The organism is Aliivibrio thorii (assembly GCF_057368585.1).
In genome coordinates, this window is sequence record NZ_CM170654.1 from 2,256,096 (window position 1) to 2,274,921 (window position 18,826).

General features: G+C 40.5%; 20 protein-coding genes. 17 read left to right on the top strand and 3 right to left on the bottom strand.

Translation table 11 applies throughout. The annotated features are described in order from the left end of the window. Nucleotides 1-7: 7 nt before the first annotated feature. The gene (gene gmhB / locus AC2IP4_RS10220; RefSeq protein WP_130047219.1) at nucleotides 8-559 is read right to left on the bottom strand and encodes a D-glycero-beta-D-manno-heptose 1,7-bisphosphate 7-phosphatase; all 552 of its coding nucleotides are present in this window, start codon (nucleotides 557-559) and stop codon (nucleotides 8-10) included. A 255-nt stretch (nucleotides 560-814) separates the two neighbouring features. On the opposite strand from gmhB, the gene metN reads away from it, so the two are divergent. The 17 genes from metN to ureG all read left to right on the top strand — a co-directional run bounded on the left by metN (nucleotide 815) and on the right by ureG (nucleotide 16,646). Beyond that, nucleotides 815-1,849: a methionine ABC transporter ATP-binding protein MetN gene (gene metN / locus AC2IP4_RS10225; protein WP_105063353.1), complete on the top strand. Its 1,035-nt coding sequence runs from the start codon at nucleotides 815-817 to the stop codon at nucleotides 1,847-1,849. Beyond that, nucleotides 1,839-2,516, top strand: coding sequence for a methionine ABC transporter permease (locus AC2IP4_RS10230; RefSeq protein ID WP_486310242.1), 678 nt, complete (start codon nucleotides 1,839-1,841; stop codon nucleotides 2,514-2,516). Before metN ends, AC2IP4_RS10230 begins: the two co-directional genes overlap by 11 nt. A 38-nt stretch (nucleotides 2,517-2,554) precedes the next feature. Next, nucleotides 2,555-3,364 (top strand): MetQ/NlpA family lipoprotein, encoded by an 810-nt coding sequence (locus AC2IP4_RS10235; protein WP_130047222.1) that lies wholly within the window; start codon nucleotides 2,555-2,557, stop codon nucleotides 3,362-3,364. A gap of 95 nt (nucleotides 3,365-3,459) precedes the next feature. Next, nucleotides 3,460-4,158 carry a tRNA (N6-threonylcarbamoyladenosine(37)-N6)-methyltransferase TrmO gene (gene tsaA / locus AC2IP4_RS10240; protein WP_486310243.1) on the top strand — a complete coding sequence of 233 codons (699 nt, stop codon included), beginning with the start codon at nucleotides 3,460-3,462 and terminating at the stop codon, nucleotides 4,156-4,158. Nucleotides 4,159-4,306: 148 nt separating this feature from the next. After that, nucleotides 4,307-6,022 carry a proline--tRNA ligase gene (locus tag AC2IP4_RS10245; RefSeq protein ID WP_130047224.1) on the top strand — a complete coding sequence of 572 codons (1,716 nt, stop codon included), beginning with the start codon at nucleotides 4,307-4,309 and terminating at the stop codon, nucleotides 6,020-6,022. A gap of 377 nt (nucleotides 6,023-6,399) precedes the next feature. Continuing rightward, the gene (locus tag AC2IP4_RS10250; protein WP_486310244.1) at nucleotides 6,400-8,076 is read left to right on the top strand and encodes an ABC transporter substrate-binding protein; all 1,677 of its coding nucleotides are present in this window, start codon (nucleotides 6,400-6,402) and stop codon (nucleotides 8,074-8,076) included. A gap of 71 nt (nucleotides 8,077-8,147) precedes the next feature. Beyond that, nucleotides 8,148-9,050 (top strand): ABC transporter permease, encoded by a 903-nt coding sequence (locus AC2IP4_RS10255; RefSeq protein ID WP_242504744.1) that lies wholly within the window; start codon nucleotides 8,148-8,150, stop codon nucleotides 9,048-9,050. Between the two features lie 18 nt (nucleotides 9,051-9,068). Next, nucleotides 9,069-9,833 (top strand): ABC transporter permease, encoded by a 765-nt coding sequence (locus AC2IP4_RS10260; protein WP_130088102.1) that lies wholly within the window; start codon nucleotides 9,069-9,071, stop codon nucleotides 9,831-9,833. 10 nt (nucleotides 9,834-9,843) lie between these two features. Then, a complete protein-coding gene (locus AC2IP4_RS10265) occupies nucleotides 9,844-10,578 on the top strand; it encodes an ATP-binding cassette domain-containing protein (protein WP_486310245.1) in 735 nt (244 codons plus the stop codon). Nucleotide 10,579: 1 nt separating this feature from the next. Continuing rightward, on the top strand, nucleotides 10,580-11,167 hold the full coding sequence (locus AC2IP4_RS10270; RefSeq protein ID WP_130047229.1) for an ATP-binding cassette domain-containing protein: 588 nt from the start codon (nucleotides 10,580-10,582) through the stop codon (nucleotides 11,165-11,167). 367 nt (nucleotides 11,168-11,534) lie between these two features. Continuing rightward, nucleotides 11,535-12,398, top strand: a complete 864-nt coding sequence (locus AC2IP4_RS10275) for an urease accessory protein UreD (RefSeq protein ID WP_486310246.1) — start codon at nucleotides 11,535-11,537, stop codon at nucleotides 12,396-12,398. A gap of 15 nt (nucleotides 12,399-12,413) precedes the next feature. Beyond that, entirely contained in the window at nucleotides 12,414-12,716 is a 303-nt protein-coding gene (locus AC2IP4_RS10280) for an urease subunit gamma (protein WP_130047231.1), read from the top strand. A gap of 10 nt (nucleotides 12,717-12,726) precedes the next feature. Further along, nucleotides 12,727-13,083, top strand: a complete 357-nt coding sequence (locus tag AC2IP4_RS10285; RefSeq protein ID WP_130047298.1) for an urease subunit beta — start codon at nucleotides 12,727-12,729, stop codon at nucleotides 13,081-13,083. After that, complete coding sequence (ureC, locus tag AC2IP4_RS10290) at nucleotides 13,083-14,786, top strand: urease subunit alpha (RefSeq protein ID WP_012533253.1); 1,704 nt, start codon at nucleotides 13,083-13,085, stop codon at nucleotides 14,784-14,786. Before AC2IP4_RS10285 ends, ureC begins: the two co-directional genes overlap by 1 nt. A gap of 61 nt (nucleotides 14,787-14,847) precedes the next feature. Continuing rightward, nucleotides 14,848-15,339 carry an urease accessory protein UreE gene (gene ureE, locus AC2IP4_RS10295; RefSeq protein ID WP_486307060.1) on the top strand — a complete coding sequence of 164 codons (492 nt, stop codon included), beginning with the start codon at nucleotides 14,848-14,850 and terminating at the stop codon, nucleotides 15,337-15,339. Nucleotides 15,340-15,350: 11 nt separating this feature from the next. Continuing rightward, a complete protein-coding gene (locus AC2IP4_RS10300; protein ID WP_130047232.1) occupies nucleotides 15,351-16,016 on the top strand; it encodes an urease accessory protein UreF in 666 nt (221 codons plus the stop codon). Nucleotides 16,017-16,025: 9 nt separating this feature from the next. Beyond that, on the top strand, nucleotides 16,026-16,646 hold the full coding sequence (gene ureG / locus AC2IP4_RS10305) for an urease accessory protein UreG (RefSeq protein ID WP_486307059.1): 621 nt from the start codon (nucleotides 16,026-16,028) through the stop codon (nucleotides 16,644-16,646). Nucleotides 16,647-16,768: 122 nt separating this feature from the next. On the opposite strand, the gene nanQ is transcribed toward ureG, so the two are convergent. Both nanQ and AC2IP4_RS10315 read right to left on the bottom strand, forming a co-directional pair. Beyond that, nucleotides 16,769-17,224 (bottom strand): N-acetylneuraminate anomerase, encoded by a 456-nt coding sequence (gene nanQ, locus AC2IP4_RS10310; RefSeq protein WP_486307058.1) that lies wholly within the window; start codon nucleotides 17,222-17,224, stop codon nucleotides 16,769-16,771. Between the two features lie 56 nt (nucleotides 17,225-17,280). Then, nucleotides 17,281-18,798, bottom strand: coding sequence for a sodium:solute symporter family protein (locus AC2IP4_RS10315; protein WP_486307057.1), 1,518 nt, complete (start codon nucleotides 18,796-18,798; stop codon nucleotides 17,281-17,283). Between the last annotated feature and the right edge of the window lie 28 nt (nucleotides 18,799-18,826).

An 18,826-nucleotide genomic window follows, 5' to 3' on the forward strand; every position in this document is an offset into this window, starting at 1 on the left:
TATTTAATTAAGCAAACAAAAACTTAGGCACATCAGCAATACTATCAAGTACCGTAGTTGCTAACGCTTCACCCTCTTCAGTTACTGGTTTACCAGTACGAACAAGGATACGAGTACCAACACCCGCCGCTTGCGCTGCCATCATGTCTTCTTTCTTATCGCCGATCATGACTGAGTTTTCCATATCGATGTCTAGGAAACTCTGTGCTGAGTTAAACATCCCTGGATTTGGTTTACGGCAATCGCACTCTTCTTTGTATTTTTCTACTGTTGCTTCTGGGTGATGCGGACAATAATAAATACCATCAAAATCAATACCGTGATCAGCAAAGTTCCAATCCATCCATTCCGTTAGGATTTCAAATTGCTCTTCAGTAAACATACCACGAGCAATTCCCGATTGGTTTGTTACTAATACAAGTAGGTAACCCATGTCTTTGCATTTTTTAACGGCATCAAATACACCATCAATATATTCAAAGTCATCACGCTTATGAACATAGCCACGATCAACGTTAATGACGCCATCTCTATCAATAAATACCGCTGGTTTGGACAAGGTGAAACCCTCTAAATAGTCAAATCGGTTAATAAAAAATTATCGCACGCTTTTGCTTTCTTAGCATCATAATTTATACGTTTAGCCGTCTAGACGTAAAAATACCTATTGACTTAAATCAATATCCGAAATAGCATCAGTAGGATATAAAAAATGAGAGATCGCTCAGATTTTTTAACCTTGGTTATCTTTCTATTTACACTGGCTTTCTATTTACATTAGCTCCCTATTTAAAAATGCAGTTCAAGGCGAATCATGATTGAAATAAACCGCGTTAATAAGGTGTTTTATCAAGGTGCAAAGGAAATTAATGCCCTTAAAGATATTAACCTACATATTGCCCAAGGCACCATCTTTGGTGTAATTGGCTCATCAGGTGCAGGGAAAAGTACGCTGATACGCTGTGTAAACATGTTAGAGAAGCCAACAAATGGTGAAGTGATTGTTGATGGTGTTGATTTAACAAAACTCTCTTCAAGCGAGTTAAGCAAAGCACGCCGCAATATCGGAATGATTTTCCAACACTTTAACCTTCTTGCTTCACGAACTGTATTTGAAAACGTAGCTCTACCGCTAGAGTTAGCGGGAAAATCAAAACAAGAGATCAAGAAAAAAGTCACTGAGCTATTAGATTTGGTTGGCTTAGAAGATAAGCACCACACTTATCCTGCAAACCTTAGTGGCGGTCAAAAGCAACGTGTTGCTATCGCTCGTGCACTTTCAACAGATCCAAAAGTACTGCTTTGTGATGAAGCAACCAGTGCGCTTGATCCTGCAACAACAAAGTCAATTCTAGAGCTAATCAAAGATCTAAATCGAAAATTAAATATTACTATCCTAATCATTACCCATGAAATGGAAGTAGTAAAAAATATCTGTCATGAAGTTGCTATTATCGGTGGCGGTGAGTTGGTTGAAAAAGGCATTGTGAGCGATATTTTTGCTCATCCTAAAACCAAACTTGCACAAGAGTTTATTCGTGCAACATTAGATTTATCAATTCCTGATGATTTCAAATCTCGTCTACAAGAAACCTATGTTGAAGGCAGTTACCCTCTTATTCGTTTGGAATTTACTGGTGCCAGTGTTGACGCCCCTGTGATTAGCCAGATCTCTCGTGAATTTGACATTGATATCAGTATCTTAAATGCAGATATCGATTATGCTGGCGGCGTTAAATTTGGCCTTATGCTAGCCGAGTTTTTTGGCAACCAAGAATCAACAGCGCAAGCAATTACATTCTTACGCAATCATCACGTAAAAGTAGAGGTATTAGGTTATGTCATTTGATGTGATTTCTGCATGGCTTGATTTAAACAGCAAGCTGTTATTAAACGCAACAGGCGAAACCCTTTATATGGTTGCGGTTGCTGGTATTGTTGGTTTTGCTATTGGGATCCCGCTTGGTGTTGTTTTACACATCACTAAAAAAGGTGGCTTAATGGAAAACACCACATTCAATAGTACACTTGGCGCTGTTGTTAACGTGGGTCGCTCTGTTCCTTTCTTAGTATTAATGGTTGCGATTATTCCAGTAACAAAACTGATTGTTGGTAGCTTTATTGGTACTACAGCGGCAATCGTTCCGCTGACTATTGGTGCAATCCCATTTGTGGCTCGTCTGATTGAAGGCGCACTAATTGAAGTACCAAGTGGCTTAGTTGAAGCAGCACAGTCAATGGGCGCAACTCCACTGCAAATTATTACGAAAGTACTGCTTCCTGAAGCACTACCAACTATTTTAAACTCAGTAACTATCACACTAGTAACGCTAGTTAGCTACTCTGCAATGGCAGGTACGGTTGGCGGCGGTGGCTTAGGTGATGTTGCTATTCGATATGGTTTCCACCGTTATGATTTAACCATCATGGCTGTGACCGTTGTTATGCTGATTGTTTTGGTTCAAATCATTCAATCTGTTGGTGATTCTTTAGTTAAAAAATTCGATCACCGTTAATTTTATTTAATATGGAATTCATTTTTAAGGAGTAAATAATGAAATTGAATCTAAAAAAACTGGCAGCAGTTGCTGGCCTAGCATCAACACTTATCCTAACTGGCTGTGGTCAAGAAGAAGCAAACACAAACTCAATTAAAGTGGGTGTAATGGCGGGTGCTGAAGCGCAAGTTGCTGAGGTTGCAGCTAAAGTGGCAAAAGAGCAATACGGTCTTGATGTTGAATTAGTAACTTTTACCGATTACGTAACACCAAACGCCGCATTGGATGATGGTTCTATTGACCTAAATGCATTCCAACACAAACCATACCTAGATCAACAAGTGACTGATCGTGGTTACAAAATTGAAATCGCTGGTAATTCATTTGTTTACCCAATTGCTGGTTACTCTAAGCAAGTAACTTCGGTTGACCAAATTGAAGACGGTGCACGTATTGCGGTACCAAACGATCCAACTAACCTTGGTCGTTCTTTACTTCTTCTTCAAGAACAAGGGCTAATCACATTACGTGATGGCTCTGGTCTTGCTGCAACGGTTCGTGATATTACGGCTAACCCTAAAAACATCACTATTGTTGAGTTGGATGCAGCACAGCTTCCTCGCTCTCTTGATGATGTAGCACTGTCTGTAATCAACACAACTTACGCAAGTAGCCTAAACCTTACACCTGAGAAAGATGGCATCTTTGTAGAAGATAAAGACTCTCCGTATGTAAACCTAATTGTTGGTCGTACTGACAACGTAAACACTGAAAACGTAAAAACGTTTGTTAAAGCATACCAATCAGAAGAAGTTTACCAAGCAGCACTTAAAACATTTAAAGGTGGCGTAGTTAAAGGTTGGTAATCCCCTTCTTTTAACAAGCTAACCTACAAAAGGTTGACGTGAGAGCGTCAACCTTTTTTAATATCTAAAGATTATTATTCATAAAGAATACTTCAATGACTTATCACATCGATCCTGTTGGTTTTATCCAATCACCTTACAAAGAAAAGTTTGCGGTTCCTCGCCAACCTCGCTTAGCACCTAGCGCCACATCTCGCTTAAAATTAGTGGGAGAGGCTAATTCACCAGAAGCCGTTCGTGGAATTGAGCAATTCTCTCATCTATGGTTATTGTTCTTATTTGACCAAAACTTAGAGGCGGGATGGAGACCAACGGTTCGCCCACCACGTTTGGGTGGAAACGAACGTATTGGTGTGTTTGCTTCGCGTGCGACCTTTCGTCCCAATGGCATTGGTATGTCAGCCGTCGAATTAAAAGGCGTGGTTCAAGAAGGCAATCAAACCTATTTAGAATTGGGCAGCGTTGATTTGGTGGATAACACACCAATCATAGACATTAAACCTTACATCCCCTATTCCGATTCTATCCCTGATGCACTCGGTGGTTTTGCAGAGAAAGAACCCGATGTTCTTAATGTATATTTATCAATAGAGGCCCAAAAATCACTTAGTTCACACCCACAGAAAACGCAGATAGAAGCGGTCATAAAAGAAGTACTTGGACAAGACCCACGCCCAGCCTACAAAAAAGGGAAAGCTGATAACAAAGAATATGCGGTAAATTTGTTTGATTTGAACGTAAAATTCACTGTAGATAGCAATTCGATCACGGTAACTGCAATTGATCGCTTTTGAGATCGCTTTTAGGCTGATATCATAGAAAGCTTAATTTTAGATTGATCCTGTTCTCATTAAAGAACATACCATAACTAAGATTGAACTCTCGATTTAACTGTTTAAGTCGAGCTATTCCAATATTCATAACTAACAAATGGATGAAAACATGCGCACTAGCAAATACCTTCTTTCAACACTGAAGGAGACTCCAAACGACGCAGAAGTAGTTAGCCACCAGCTAATGCTACGTGCAGGTATGATCCGTCGTCTAGCTTCAGGTTTATATACTTGGCTACCGACTGGTCTACGTGTATTGCGTAAAGTCGAAAACATCGTTCGTCAAGAGATCGACAATGCAGGTGCAATCGAAACTTTGATGCCCGTAGTTCAACCGTTTGAGCTTTGGGAAGAAACAGGCCGTTCTGAAAAGATGGGTCCTGAGCTTCTTCGCTTTACTGACCGTCATGTTCGTCCGTTTGTACTTAGCCCAACAGCTGAAGAAGTTATCACGAGCCTTGTTCGTAACGAAGTTAACTCTTACAAGCAACTTCCACTAAACTTGTACCAAATCCAGACTAAATTCCGTGATGAGCGTCGCCCACGTTTTGGCGTTATGCGTGCACGTGAATTCTGCATGATGGATGCGTACAGCTTTGATATCGATAAAGAAGGCCTACAAAAGTCTTACGATGCAATGCACGATGCTTACTGTAAAGCCTTCGACCGCATGGGTCTTGAGTACCGTCCAGTATTGGCTGACTCAGGCGCTATCGGCGGCAGTGGTTCTCAAGAGTTCCACGTACTTGCTGAAAGCGGCGAAGATTTAATCGCATTCTCAACAGAATCTGATTACGCAGCTAACATCGAAAAAGCAGAAGCTCTAGCACCAACAACTGAACGTGCTGCTCCTACTCAAGAGATGACAACGGTTGATACACCAAATGCAAAAACAATTGCAGAATTGGTTGAGCAACACGGTATCGCGATTGAAAAAACAGTTAAGACATTATTTGTTAAAGCATCTGATGAAATTGACGCTGATATCATCGCTCTTATCATCCGTGGTGATCACGAACTTAACGAAGTTAAAGCTGAAAACCTAAAAGAAGTTGCTTCTCCACTAGAGATGGCTGACGAAGCACAACTTCGTGACCTAATCGGCGCTGGTGCTGGTTCTCTTGGTCCTGTAGGCCTAGAACTGCCATTCATCGTTGACCGCTCTGTTGCAGTAATGAGTGACTTTGGTACAGGCGCAAACATCGATGGTAAGCACTTCTTTGGTGTTAACTGGGAGCGTGATGTACAGCTTGGTCAAGTTGAAGATCTACGTAACGTTGTTGAAGGCGATCTAAGCCCATGTGGTCAAGGTACTCTACAACTGAAACGCGGCATCGAAGTCGGTCACATCTTCCAATTAGGCACAGCCTACTCAGAAGCAATGAACTGTGGCGTGCTTGATGCTAACGGTAAAAACTCTATCCTTGAGATGGGTTGTTACGGTATTGGTGTTTCACGTGTTGTTGCATCAGCTATCGAGCAAAACAACGACGAATACGGCATTGTATGGCCAGAAGCGCTTGCACCATTTACGGTTGCTATCGTACCGATGAACATGCACAAATCTGAGCGCGTTAAAGAAGCAGCAGAAAAACTGTATGCAGAACTAACAGCAATGGGCATCGATGTACTATTTGATGACCGTAAAGAGCGTCCAGGTGTTATGTTTAAAGACATCGAGCTTATCGGTATTCCACATACGGTTGTTATTGGCGACCGTAGCATGGATGAAGGTAACTTCGAATATAAAAACCGTCGTGCAAACAGCAAAGAAGTGGTTGAAATTGCAAACATCGTTGAGCACATTAAAGCTCAATTAAGCTAATTTCATCACCTTTTAAATACCAAAGGCTAAGTAGATTTACTTAGCCTTTTTTATATCCATGAAATAATGTTACTTTTACTCATTTATTTCTTGATTACTTTACATCTACTGATAGAATCCGCAGCAACAAGATCGCTCTCTTTTTTTACCGTTGTTCTACGGCTTGCGATTTTTATATACCGATGAATTTAACTCTCTATTTGTTAATACCATCAAATTCGATCTGATATTATTTACCATCAATCTATACGTATTTAGCACTATAACAACTAATGTGTAATTACCTTTTTATTAAGGTGCTTCGTATTGTCTCAAATATAACTGAATCAACAATCGTTATATTCGTGTGATGAGTTTAGATCGCCACTTAATTTCTAATGCAGTTCGTAAATGCATTCTCTCATTTACCTGCACTACTTCTTTTATATTGGAAACAAGTTGTGAATACATTATTTAAATTAATAAATGGAAATAAAAATCTATTCATTTATTTTCTATTTTCATTAATCATTTCTTTTTTTACTACGTTCAGTCTTTCAACATTCGCTTCTGAACCTCAAGTTAAAAAACCAGATATTTTAAAAGTTGCCCTTGGTAGTGAACCCGCTTCCGGCTTTGACCCGATCCTTGGTTGGGGTAAATACGGTAATCCGTTATTCCAATCTACCCTATTAAAAAGAGATAAAGAATTAAATTTTGTTGGCGACTTAGCGACAAAATGGCGCTTAACCAATAATAAACTGACCTGGATTGTCACTTTAAGAAACGACGTTCAATTCAGTGATGGTACTCCACTGACAGCAGAAGATGTCGCTTTCACTTACAATCAAATTTTACAGCAAAGCAGCACCCATGATCTCAGTGCATTAAAAATGGCAGAGCCTTTAACTCCTTATTCGGTAGCCTTCCATTTGACTCAATGTGACATTACATTTCTAGACCGATTCTCCTCTATTGGAATCGTTCCAAAACACGTTTATCAACAGCAAGATAATAGCTTTCGTTATGGCTCATCCCCGGTAGGCTCTGGTCCTTATGTCCTAACCAAGTGGGTAAAAAACCAGTACGTTAGTATGAAATTGAATCCATATTATTATGGGAAAACACCTCATTTCTCACAGTTAATCGCTGTTTTTGGAAGTGAAGAGTCTCGTTTTATTCAACTAAAAACACACCAATTAGATTTAAGTGTTGTACCTCAACGCTATGCAAATCAAACACTCAAAGGCTATAAGCTATGGTCAGTACCGACACTAGATAATCGTGGTATTGTCTGGCCAATGCACTACAACAAAAATGCTGAAATGACTTACATCACAGCCGACCCTGCCATAAGGGAAGTATTTGATTACTTAATTGATAAGCAATTAATTGTAGATAAATTATTAGATGGTTATGCAACACCTGCGTATTCCATCGCAGATAATATGCCTTGGGGTTTGGATACCCAAGATATTACTTCTAAAAAAGTAAACCTAAGCCATGCTAACGCTTTGCTTGCACAAGCGGGTTGGAGTGACAGTAATAATAATGGGACGCTAGATAAACAAGGTCATGAAGCTGCTTTTTCTCTGCTGTATAAAGCAGGAGATAGTGTCAGAGAACAGCTGGCATTAGCAATCAGTTCAATGGCGGCTAAAGTCGGTATTAACATTAATGTTAAAGGTCTCGAATGGAATGATATTGCCCTCCAAATGACGACAACTCCCGTCCTTATGGGCTTTGGTAGTCACTCTGCAAGTGAAGTAACTTATGTTTATCACTCTCGTTATGCGCATACTGATTTCTATAACTCAGGCGGTTATCGAAATCCACAGGTCGACTCAGCGATTGATAAAGCCCTTAAAGCACCATCATGGGATGCATCATTGCCTTTTTGGCAACAAGCACAACAGCAGATACAACAAGATCGCCCATGGACTTGGTTAGTTAATATTCAGCACCTTTATATGGCTAAAAATTGCTTAGATTTAGGAAAACCAATTACTGAACCACATGATCATGGCTGGCCGCTAACCGCAAATATCGAAGAGTGGCGTTGGACGTGTCAATAAACACCCAACATTCAAGTCGTGTGTGCGTAAGTTTAACTCGCCTTGTGATTCAACTGTGTTTGGCTCTTGTAATGATAACGCTACTCTTGGCGTTATCACCGATTGATCCCATCAGTGCGTATTTTGATGGTAACGCGCTCGCTGTGTTTGGTGAGCGAAAAATACAGCTTATCGAACAACTAGGCCTAAACCAAACCGCCTTGGAGCGCATGATAGATTTTACGACGTCATTACTGTCAGGTGATCTTGGTTACTCTTATCACTATCAAGAGCCAGTCAGTGAGATCATTTGGCAACGCAGTCGTTATTCCATCATGCTAATGGCTAGCGCGAGTGCTTTATCACTTATCCTTGGCTATACCATGGGGCTGTTACTTGGTTTATTTCCGACAAAGAAATGGAGTAACGTTTTTACTCACATCACATTAATGATGAATGCCATCCCTAGTTTTTGGGTTGGTTTAATCCTAATCAGTGTTTTTGCTATAAAATTAGTTTGGTTTCCTATCGGCGGTGTTTCTCCTTTAGGAATTGATCCTGAGAGTTTATCTTTATATGAAAAAGCACCTTACTTCGTATTACCATTAGTGACCTTATGCTTTAGCTTAATGGCACCCATTATTTTACATACGAGAGAAAAGGTCATTGAAGTGAGTCATAGCCAGCATGTGCAATATGCTCGCCTTCATGGTCAATCTATTTTCTCTATTGTTCGGTACCATTTATTAAGAAACACCCTGGTCCCAGCTTTAGTCATTCAATTAGCGGGGTTCTCTGAATTATTAAGTGGATCAGTCATTGTTGAAACCGTCTTTAATTTTCCAGGCATAGGGCAAACCTTAGTAAAAGCAGGCCTTAGTGGAGATACGCCACTGCTGCTGGGGATCACTTTTTGTTGTGCCATCTTTGTTTTTATCGGTAATGCCCTAGCCTCGCTACTCAGTAAGCGGCTCTCTTTGTCCGCCTCATTTTAACCTTAAAGAATATTTATTATGTTAAAGAAGCATCTTCCTTTAACCTTATTTTGTCTTTTATTACTGATTTCCCTCTCTTGGCAAAATAATGGCGAGAACATTGATTTATTCAATAAAAACCTTATGCCAAACGCCCATTATTGGTTTGGAACCGACTGGTTAGGCAGAGATGTCTTTAGCCGAACTCTCAAAGCGCTTTTATTCAGCCTTGCTATGGGAGGGCTAGCCTCTCTCTTCTGCTCATTGCTTTCGATGTGTTTGGCTTTGATTGGAAATATCAATGCAACTTGTAGCTACCTAATTAATACTCTAATTGATGTATGGAGTGCTTTACCACACATCTTAGTCATGATTGTACTGTCCATTTTAGTTGGTGGTGGTTTTGAAGGGTTAGTGGTTGCTATTACCTTTAGTCATTGGCCTAAATTGACGCGCTTGCTTAAAGTTGAAATTGAACAGTTACGCCAAAAGCCTTATGTATTGCATTCACTGGCTTTTGGGCACTCTAAATTGCACAGCTATGTAACGCATTTAACGCCTCACCTTTTGCCACAAATGCTAACCGGAATGTTAGTCTTATACCCTCAAGCATTAGTTCATGGCGCCGGATTGACGTTTTTAGGCTTTGGTATTGAACCGTCCACGCCCTCCATGGGGGGAATGCTCTCTGAAGCAAGTAAATACTTACTTAGTGGCCAATGGTGGCTGGCTTTATTCCCGGGGATAATGTTAATCATTAGCTCATTACTGCTGATGCAAATTGGCGCTAATACAAGAAAATAAGGAGCTGGCAATGATTCAAATTAGTGCACTACATATCAAACAAAAAGATCACCAAATCCCGCTGCTCAGCAACCTTTCTTTATCTATTGATAAAGGTGAAGTTTTAGCGATCATCGGAGCCAGTGGTTGTGGAAAAAGTGTATTAATTAACACCATTATGAACTCCCTCTCTTCTGATTTCAGCGTCACAGGAGAGATTAATATTGATCCAACAATACGAATGGCTTTAGTTCCACAGTACATTGATGCTTTAAATCCGACAGCAAAAATTGGTTCCCAACTAGCGCAATTTGACCCTACAAAAAAATGGTATCAACGCAAAAATACAACCGCTATTCACAAGGCTCTCACTTTTGCTCAATTACCTCAATCTGTCGCTAGTTTGTACCCTTATCAATTATCAGGAGGTATGGCGAAACGAGTGCTCTCTGCGCTGGCTTTCATTCAAAACCCAGACGTTATTATTGCTGATGAACCAAGCTGTGGTATCAATGATGAATATGTTGAACCTTTATTTCAGCACTATCAACACCTCGCTCATAATGAGAAAAAAGGTGTCATCATCATCAGTCATGACTTAAAGCACGTTATTGATATTGCCGATCGAATTCTTGTATTAAATAATAATGATGATGGAAACCAACTGTCATCCATAGAGTACACGAGCCCAAAACACATTAAGGAAGGAAAAAGCCAACCATACAGCCAAGCGTTATGGAAAGCCTTACCTAGCCACTGGGAATAATATGATTCAATTACTTAACACCTGTATTCACTACAAAAATAAACCACTTTCGCTGCCCAATATCAACCTAGAACAGGGAGAGATTCTAGGACTCTCAGGGATCAGTGGCAGCGGTAAATCAACCGTCGCCATGCTATTGGCTGGTTTTATGACTCCTAACTCAGGGAGTGTAACGATACCTGAATACAACAAAAACACACCTAATCCAGTTCAATGGATTGGCCAACATCCAGAACGCTCATTCAATCCTAAGTGGACATTATTACGATCTTTAAAAGAGAGCTTTCGTGATAATCCTTTTGATGAATACCTAGAGCGCTTTAGTATTGATAAAGAGTGGTTGTCTCGTTATCCAGCAGAACTATCTGGCGGACAGCTACAACGTTTAGCTTTATGTCGCGCATTATTGCCCACAACTCAATACTTACTGTGTGATGAGATCACAGCTCAACTCGATCCCATTACTCAAAAAACAATTTGGGAACAACTACTGCAACTGTGTCAGGAAAAAAACATGGGACTTTTAATTATTTCTCATGAAAAAGCCTTACTTAACTCTATTTGTCATAAAATAATTACTATTAATTAAGAAGTTTTATTCAAAGATATCGACCTGTTTTTAGAATAAATTTTCTACTTATATTTAACAAATTTAAAACCCTAAAAAAGTTCTATTTTTCATTATATTTCTGTTGCCAAGTCTAAAATATAGGATTAATATCCAGATCATAAAGCGTTCAAAAATCTTCTCTAAAGTTAATCTATTTTTCATATTCATGTTCACTCAAATTAGATTACCTTTACTGTAAATATGAGTACTTAACTCAACACTGCCGTAATTTAGGCAATTACAATTTATTTAGAATACTTATCTCTCTAGTTTTAAACTGGAGATGTTTGCTATTTATTTTCATTACTTCTTTTGAGGAAAATATGCCATAGCGGCAGGGTTAAATATGCCTGAAATAAATACATCCCCCTCTGGTTGGTTAGCAGACATATCCCTTTTCTATGAAAAAAGAAGCTCAAATACCAAACTAGTTCGTCGTGAACAAGTTGGTCCATTAATGGTGCAGCGTCCTTTTTATCCAGAAACTGGGGTTTCTCATACCTATTTACTTCACCCACCCGGTGGCGTAGTCGGTGGTGATCAACTCAATATTAATATTCATGTTGCACCAGAGGCTCACTCATTAATAACAACACCAGGGGCCACTAAGTTTTATCGTAGCTCTGGCGCAACATCAAGCCAAACACAGCGCTTAAATGTCGAAGAAAAAGGCTTCTTAGAGTGGTTACCTCAAGAAAACATTTTTTTCCCAGATAGCCAAGCACACTTAAATACTCAAGTTGCTCTACATAAAAATTCGCATTTTATTGGTTGGGAAATGAACTGCTTTGGCCGCCCTGTACTCAATGAGATTTTTGAAAAAGGCATGGTGACAGGGCGAACCAACATTAACGTTGATGGCAAATTACTGCTTTCAGAGTCCATGTATATCGACGCCATTAATGAAATTAAGCACGCAGCAGGAATGCGAGATTACCCAATGCTTGGAAATCTGTATATCTACCCTGCATCTGAAACACTAGAAGATAAATTAAGAACACTGATTAATGAACATTTCCATGAACAAACTGGGTTATTTGGCAATAGCGATCCTATTTGTGGAATTACTGAAATTGATGGCTTATTGGTTATCCGTTATTTAGGCCACCAAACAGAGCCAATGATGGCGTGTTTCAGCACTCTATGGCAACACACTCGCCAACATTGGTTAGGCTCCTTACCCGAAGTCCCACGCATCTGGGCTACATAATTAGTTGGAATAGCAATGGAATTAACACCAAGAGAAAAAGACAAACTGCTGCTTGCTTCTGCGGGCATGATCGCTGAAAGACGTAAGGCGCGTGGACTAAAACTGAATTATCCAGAATCTATCGCCTTAATCTGTTTTGAAATTATGGAAGGCGCACGTGACGGACGCACAGTGGCTGATCTAATGAACTACGGTCGTACTATTTTAACCGCTGATGATGTAATGGAAGGCGTCCCTGAGATGATCCCAGATGTTCAGGTTGAATGTACTTTCCCTGACGGAACTAAACTCGTTTCAATTCACGATCCTATTGTTTAAGGAGCAAATGATGATCCCTGGCGAATTAAGAGTTAATAACGACCTAGGTCAAATAGAATTGAACGTGGGCCGCACAACACACACATTATCTGTCGCAAATTACGGCGACCGCCCTATTCAAGTTGGCTCTCATTACCATTTTTATGAAGTTAATGAAGCGCTTCATTTCGACCGTGAGCCAACAAAAGGCTTCCGTTTAAATATCCCTGCGGGCATGGCGATTCGTTTTGAACCCGGCCAACGTCGCACCATTGAACTGGTTGAATTTGCAGGTAAACGTGAAATCTACGGTTTCCAAGCCGCAATCATGGGTAATGTCGATAAGCACATCACTGCAACAATTCCTGACGATAAAGAGGTGAAGTAATGGCGCATATTTCTCGTACGGCTTATGCCAATATGTTTGGGCCGACAACAGGCGACCGCCTTCGTCTAGCAGACACTGAACTGTTTTTAGAAGTAGAAAAAGATTTTACAACCTACGGCGAAGAAGTGAAATTCGGCGGTGGTAAAGTGATCCGTGATGGCATGGGTCAAAGCCAAGTGGTTAATAGTGAATGCGTTGATGTGGTTATTACCAACGCATTAATTCTCGATCACTGGGGAATTGTTAAAGCCGATATCGGTATTAAAGATGGTCGCATCTTTGGTATTGGTAAAGCGGGTAATCCGGATGTTCAACCGAATGTCGATATCGTTGTTGGTCCAGCAACCGAAGTGGTCGCTGGTGAAGGCAAAATCATTACCGCTGGTGGCGTTGATACGCATATTCACTTTATCTGCCCTCAACAAGCGGAAGAAGGCTTAACTTCTGGTGTCACTACCTTTATTGGCGGTGGTACAGGCCCAGTAGCTGGTACCAATGCAACCACGGTAACGCCAGGTATTTGGAACATACACCGCATGTTAGAAGCGGTTGATGATTTACCCATTAACGTAGGTCTATTTGGTAAAGGCTGCGTAAGTAAACCTGAAGCACTGCGTGAACAAATTGAAGCCGGTGCAATGGGGTTAAAAATCCATGAAGACTGGGGCGCAACACCTGCTGCTATTCATAACTGCTTAAACGTGGCTGATGAAATGGACATTCAAATTGCCATTCACTCAGATACCTTGAATGAAGGTGGTTTTTACGAAGAAACGGTTAAAGCCATTGGTGATCGTGTTATTCACGTATTCCACACCGAAGGCGCTGGCGGTGGTCACGCTCCAGATGTGATTAAGTCAGTGGGCGAACCTAATATTTTACCGGCATCAACCAACCCAACCATGCCATACACCATCAATACCGTTGATGAACATTTGGATATGTTGATGGTCTGCCACCACTTAGATCCATCTATTCCAGAAGATGTGGCTTTTGCGGAATCTCGTATTCGTCGTGAAACCATTGCTGCTGAAGATATTCTTCATGATATGGGCGCAATCTCGGTGATGTCATCGGACTCACAAGCGATGGGCCGTGTTGGTGAAGTGATTATTCGTACTTGGCAGTGTGCGAATAAAATGAAACTTCAACGTGGTATTTTAGAAGGTGATAACGAGCATAACGATAACGAACGAATTAAACGTTACGTGGCTAAATACACCATCAACCCAGCGATTGCTCATGGTATTTCACATGAAGTTGGCTCTGTTGAAAAAGGCAAACTGGCTGATTTAGTGTTATGGAACCCAGCATTTTTTGGTGTAAAACCGGCGCTTGTTATGAAAAGTGGTTTAGTCGCTTACGCCCCTATGGGTGACATCAATGCCGCAATTCCAACACCACAGCCGGTACATTATCGCCCAATGTTCGCCTGTTACGGCAAAGCGAAATTCAAGTCTTCAATGATCTTCCTATCTCAAGCAAGTATCGAAGCGGGTGTGCCTGAGAAGTTGAATCTACAAAGCCAAATTGGTGAAGTAAAAGGGTGTCGTAACATCTCGAAAAAATCGATGATTCATAACAGTTATACACCAAATATTGAATTAGACAGCCAAACCTATGAAGTAAAAGCCGATGGCGTTCCTCTTGTATGCGAACCAGCAACAGAGTTACCAATGGCACAACGTTATTTCTTATTCTAACCCCCTGCCTCGCTGGTTTTCTACCTATTTACCGGCGGGGCACTTTTTAGAGTGAACAACCATGATTAAATTTACTCACCTTGTACATCACCATCATGATGAGCATCATAACGGTGAAGAACATACGCACAACACCGCTGAACTAACCATTTGTTTAACGATGCAAGAGCGCACCAAAAGTCGCCTAAAAGTGACCTTAAGTGATGGCTCTGAAGCGGGTCTATTTTTACCTCGTGGCACCGTATTAAAAGAGCACGATATCGTTGAAAGTGACGATGGTATTCAAGCGATTATCACCGCTGCTGAAGAAACCGTATCAACGGTTTACAGCGACGACTTATTGCTACTTGCAAAAGCGTGTTATCACTTAGGTAACCGTCACGTTCCTCTACAAGTTGAAGCTGGTTGGTGCCGCTACCTACACGATCACGTACTGGATGACATGGTGCAACGCTTAGGGCTAAACGTAAAAGTTGAGCAAGCGAAATACCAACCAGAGCCAGGTGCTTACGGTGGCTCAAGTGCAGGCTCACACGATGGTCATCACCACTAAGGGCGGCCATTGTGTTAGAGGATTTACGGCTCTACCAATTAATTAGCCCATCGTTACCCGTTGGCTCATTCACCTATTCGCAAGGATTAGAATGGGCGATTGAAAAAGGTTGGGTGACTAATGTGACTGAGCTAAAACATTGGTTGAATAATCAATTGATGGACAGCTTAGCGACGTTAGAGCTGCCTGTTTTAGCTAAATTAACTCAATTACTGCAGCAAGAAGAGTGGCAACACGCTCAAGATTGGTGTGATTTTATTATTGCCAATCGAGAAACCAAAGAGTTACGACTTGAAGAAAGACAAAGAGGACTCGCCTTCTCTATGTTATTGCCAAAATTAGGGATCGAATTAAATCAAACCACCCTGCCAATGGTAAAACAAACTCAAGTTGCCGCTTTTGCGTTAGCCGCTAACCATTGGAACTTAACACCAACTAAACTCGCCGCAGCGTATGCGTGGGGATGGTTAGAAAATGCCGTGATCGTTGGTATTAAGTTGGTTCCATTAGGGCAAAGTGCCGGACAACAGTTGTTATTAGAAATGGCAGAGGTTATCCCACAAGCAGTAGAAAAATCACAGCACTGGCCTGAACACCTGATTGGTAGCTTCACTCCAGCGCAAGTATTGGCAAGTTCTCGACACGAGAGCCAATACACTCGACTATTTAGATCGTGAGAAAATAAAATGCAAGATTACAAACAACCTTTACGTATTGGTGTTGGCGGCCCTGTTGGTTCAGGCAAAACAGCACTATTAGAAGTACTGTGTAAGACACTGCGCGATACATACCAAATCGCTGTAGTAACCAACGATATCTACACACAAGAAGATGCTAGGATCCTAACTCAAGCTGAAGCACTAGATGCGGACCGTATCATTGGTGTAGAAACCGGTGGCTGTCCTCACACTGCCATTCGTGAAGATGCATCAATGAACTTAGCGGCCGTTGAAGAGTTAGCACAACGCCATAAAAACCTTGATGTAGTATTTGTAGAAAGTGGTGGCGATAACCTAAGTGCAACTTTCAGTCCTGAATTAGCAGACTTAACCATCTATGTGATTGACGTCGCTGAAGGTGAAAAGATCCCACGTAAAGGTGGCCCAGGTATTACTAAGTCTGATCTATTGATCATCAACAAAATCGACTTAGCACCATACGTTGGTGCATCTCTTGAAGTAATGGAATCCGATACCGCTCGTATGCGCCCTACTCGCCCATACGTATTTGCCAATCTGAAAAAAGGCGTTGGCCTAGAAAAAATTATCGAGTTCATCGTTGATCGCGGCATGCTAGACATAAAATAATTACGCTAAGCAAGTTACGATAAACAAGCAACAATCGAATCCTTTCTAGATAAGACAAAGCCCTGATAATACTTATACCATAACTAAGTACTTATCAGGGCTTTTATTTTCAATCAATTATGCTAATGAACTTTAATCACTATCTTTTTAATCAATCCAGATTGAGATATTAAACACCCCGGTTTATGTGGCTCTTCAGGTAAGAACACAGCAAACATTTTAGGGTGCATAATGACTTCATTACACTGATTCATGCTTTCAACTAAGTAAAAATCGTTTTCTTCATCGTAAGATTTAGCGATTGGATTTGCCGCATCTTCCAATGAGTATTGAATCCGCTCTTCGCCATGAATTAAGCATTGTACATCGATGTATTCTTTATGCACTTCAGCTTGCTTACTGCTTGCTTCACCTGTTTCAAATTCCATTACATTAGCAAAAATTCGCTCACCATCAATAATGTGCTTTCCTGTTGGCAAGGCTTCTAAATCTGTCTCATTTAAATAGGCTAAACATTGTTGAATCACACTTGGTAAATACTGGTTTGTTTTTTGATGTTCAATATGACCGTAAATCATAAACTGTCCTTAAAAGAGCCTTTAAGTAAATGCAAAGGCTCAAAGTAAATTATCAATTATGCTTTTGCTGCTGATTTTGAATTCTTGTCTTTCGTTGCACTTAACTCATCAATTTCGTCGTTATTTAAATTATTTTTAAACATCGGTGCCGTTAAATAACCAACAATAACCACCATCAACGTCCCGATAACACCGTAGAAGAAGAAGTTTAAATCCGTAGCAGAACGAACCCACAACACTGTAGCGATACTTGCAACAACACCTAATAACGCACTGTTTGCATTTGCACGGCGGATAAAGATGCCTAGCATAAATAATCCTGTCATTGGCCCCCCCATCAAGCCAAGTAAGCTGTTAAACGCATCCCAGATTTCACTCTCATTCGACATAATCAAATAAGTAGAAGCAACAACACCCAAAATACCAGCGACAACCGTTAAGGTTCTACCCACTCTTAGTTTCTGCTCAGAGGTTGGATTTTTACTTACTTTTTCATAAATATCAGAGGTAAAACACGCGGCAATACTATTCAAGCTACTTGAAATACTTGATTGTGATGCAGCAAAAATAGCGGCAATAATCAGACCTGCAACACCGACAGGCATTTGAGAAATAATATAGAAAGGTAAGATACCACCGGTATTAAAATCAGCAGGAAGCAGCTCAGGATTTTGAGTGTAGTAAGCAAATAGTGCAGAGCCAACCGCAAAGAAGAACACAGGAACACAAGCAACTAATTTTGCATTCGTGATCAGTGCTTTTTTCGTCTCATCAATATTATCGGTAACGATATAACGTTGAACAACATCTTGGCTTGCCGTAAATTGTTGTAAAGAGGCAAAGAAAAAACCAATCATCAATACCGGAATCGTACTTTCAGTCCAACTCCAACTAAATTGCTCAGCTGGGAAGTATTTGTTCGCTTGATTTGACATGCTAAACACTTCAACAATGCCGCCATCTACGTTAAAACAGATAACAACAAAGATAAGAATAGCCGCAATAGAAAGCATAATACCTTGAATTACATCGGTCCAAATAACTCCTTCAATACCACCAAGGAAGGTATAGATAATACAAAGAACACCAATTAAGAAGACAATCATTAACGGGCTAATATCGATGAATGGCATTAGTGCTAATGCGGTTAAATAAGTAACGATTGCAATACGACCAATATGGAACAACATAAAAGAAATACTGCCAAACAAACGCATTCTTACGTCAAAACGTCTTTCTAAATATTCATAAACAGAAGTAAGATTCAACTTTCTAAAAAAAGGAATGTAGAACCAAAAGACAATAGGAAGAATAGCAATAGCAACATATTGACCAATCAAAAAGGTCCAGTCACTGGTGTACGCTTTTGCCGGAATAGACATAAATGTGATAGAACTTAATGTAGTAGCAAAAACGCTGAAACCAGCCGCCCAACCGGGGATCCGCCCTCCTGCTTTAAAGTAATCATCAGCGGATTTCTGACGACGCGCAAAATAAACACCCACAGCCATAATTGCCGCTAAATAGACAAAAAGAGCGATGTAATTTAATGTACCAAATGATTGTGCTTCCATTCGAATATACCTTGTATAATTTTTGTAG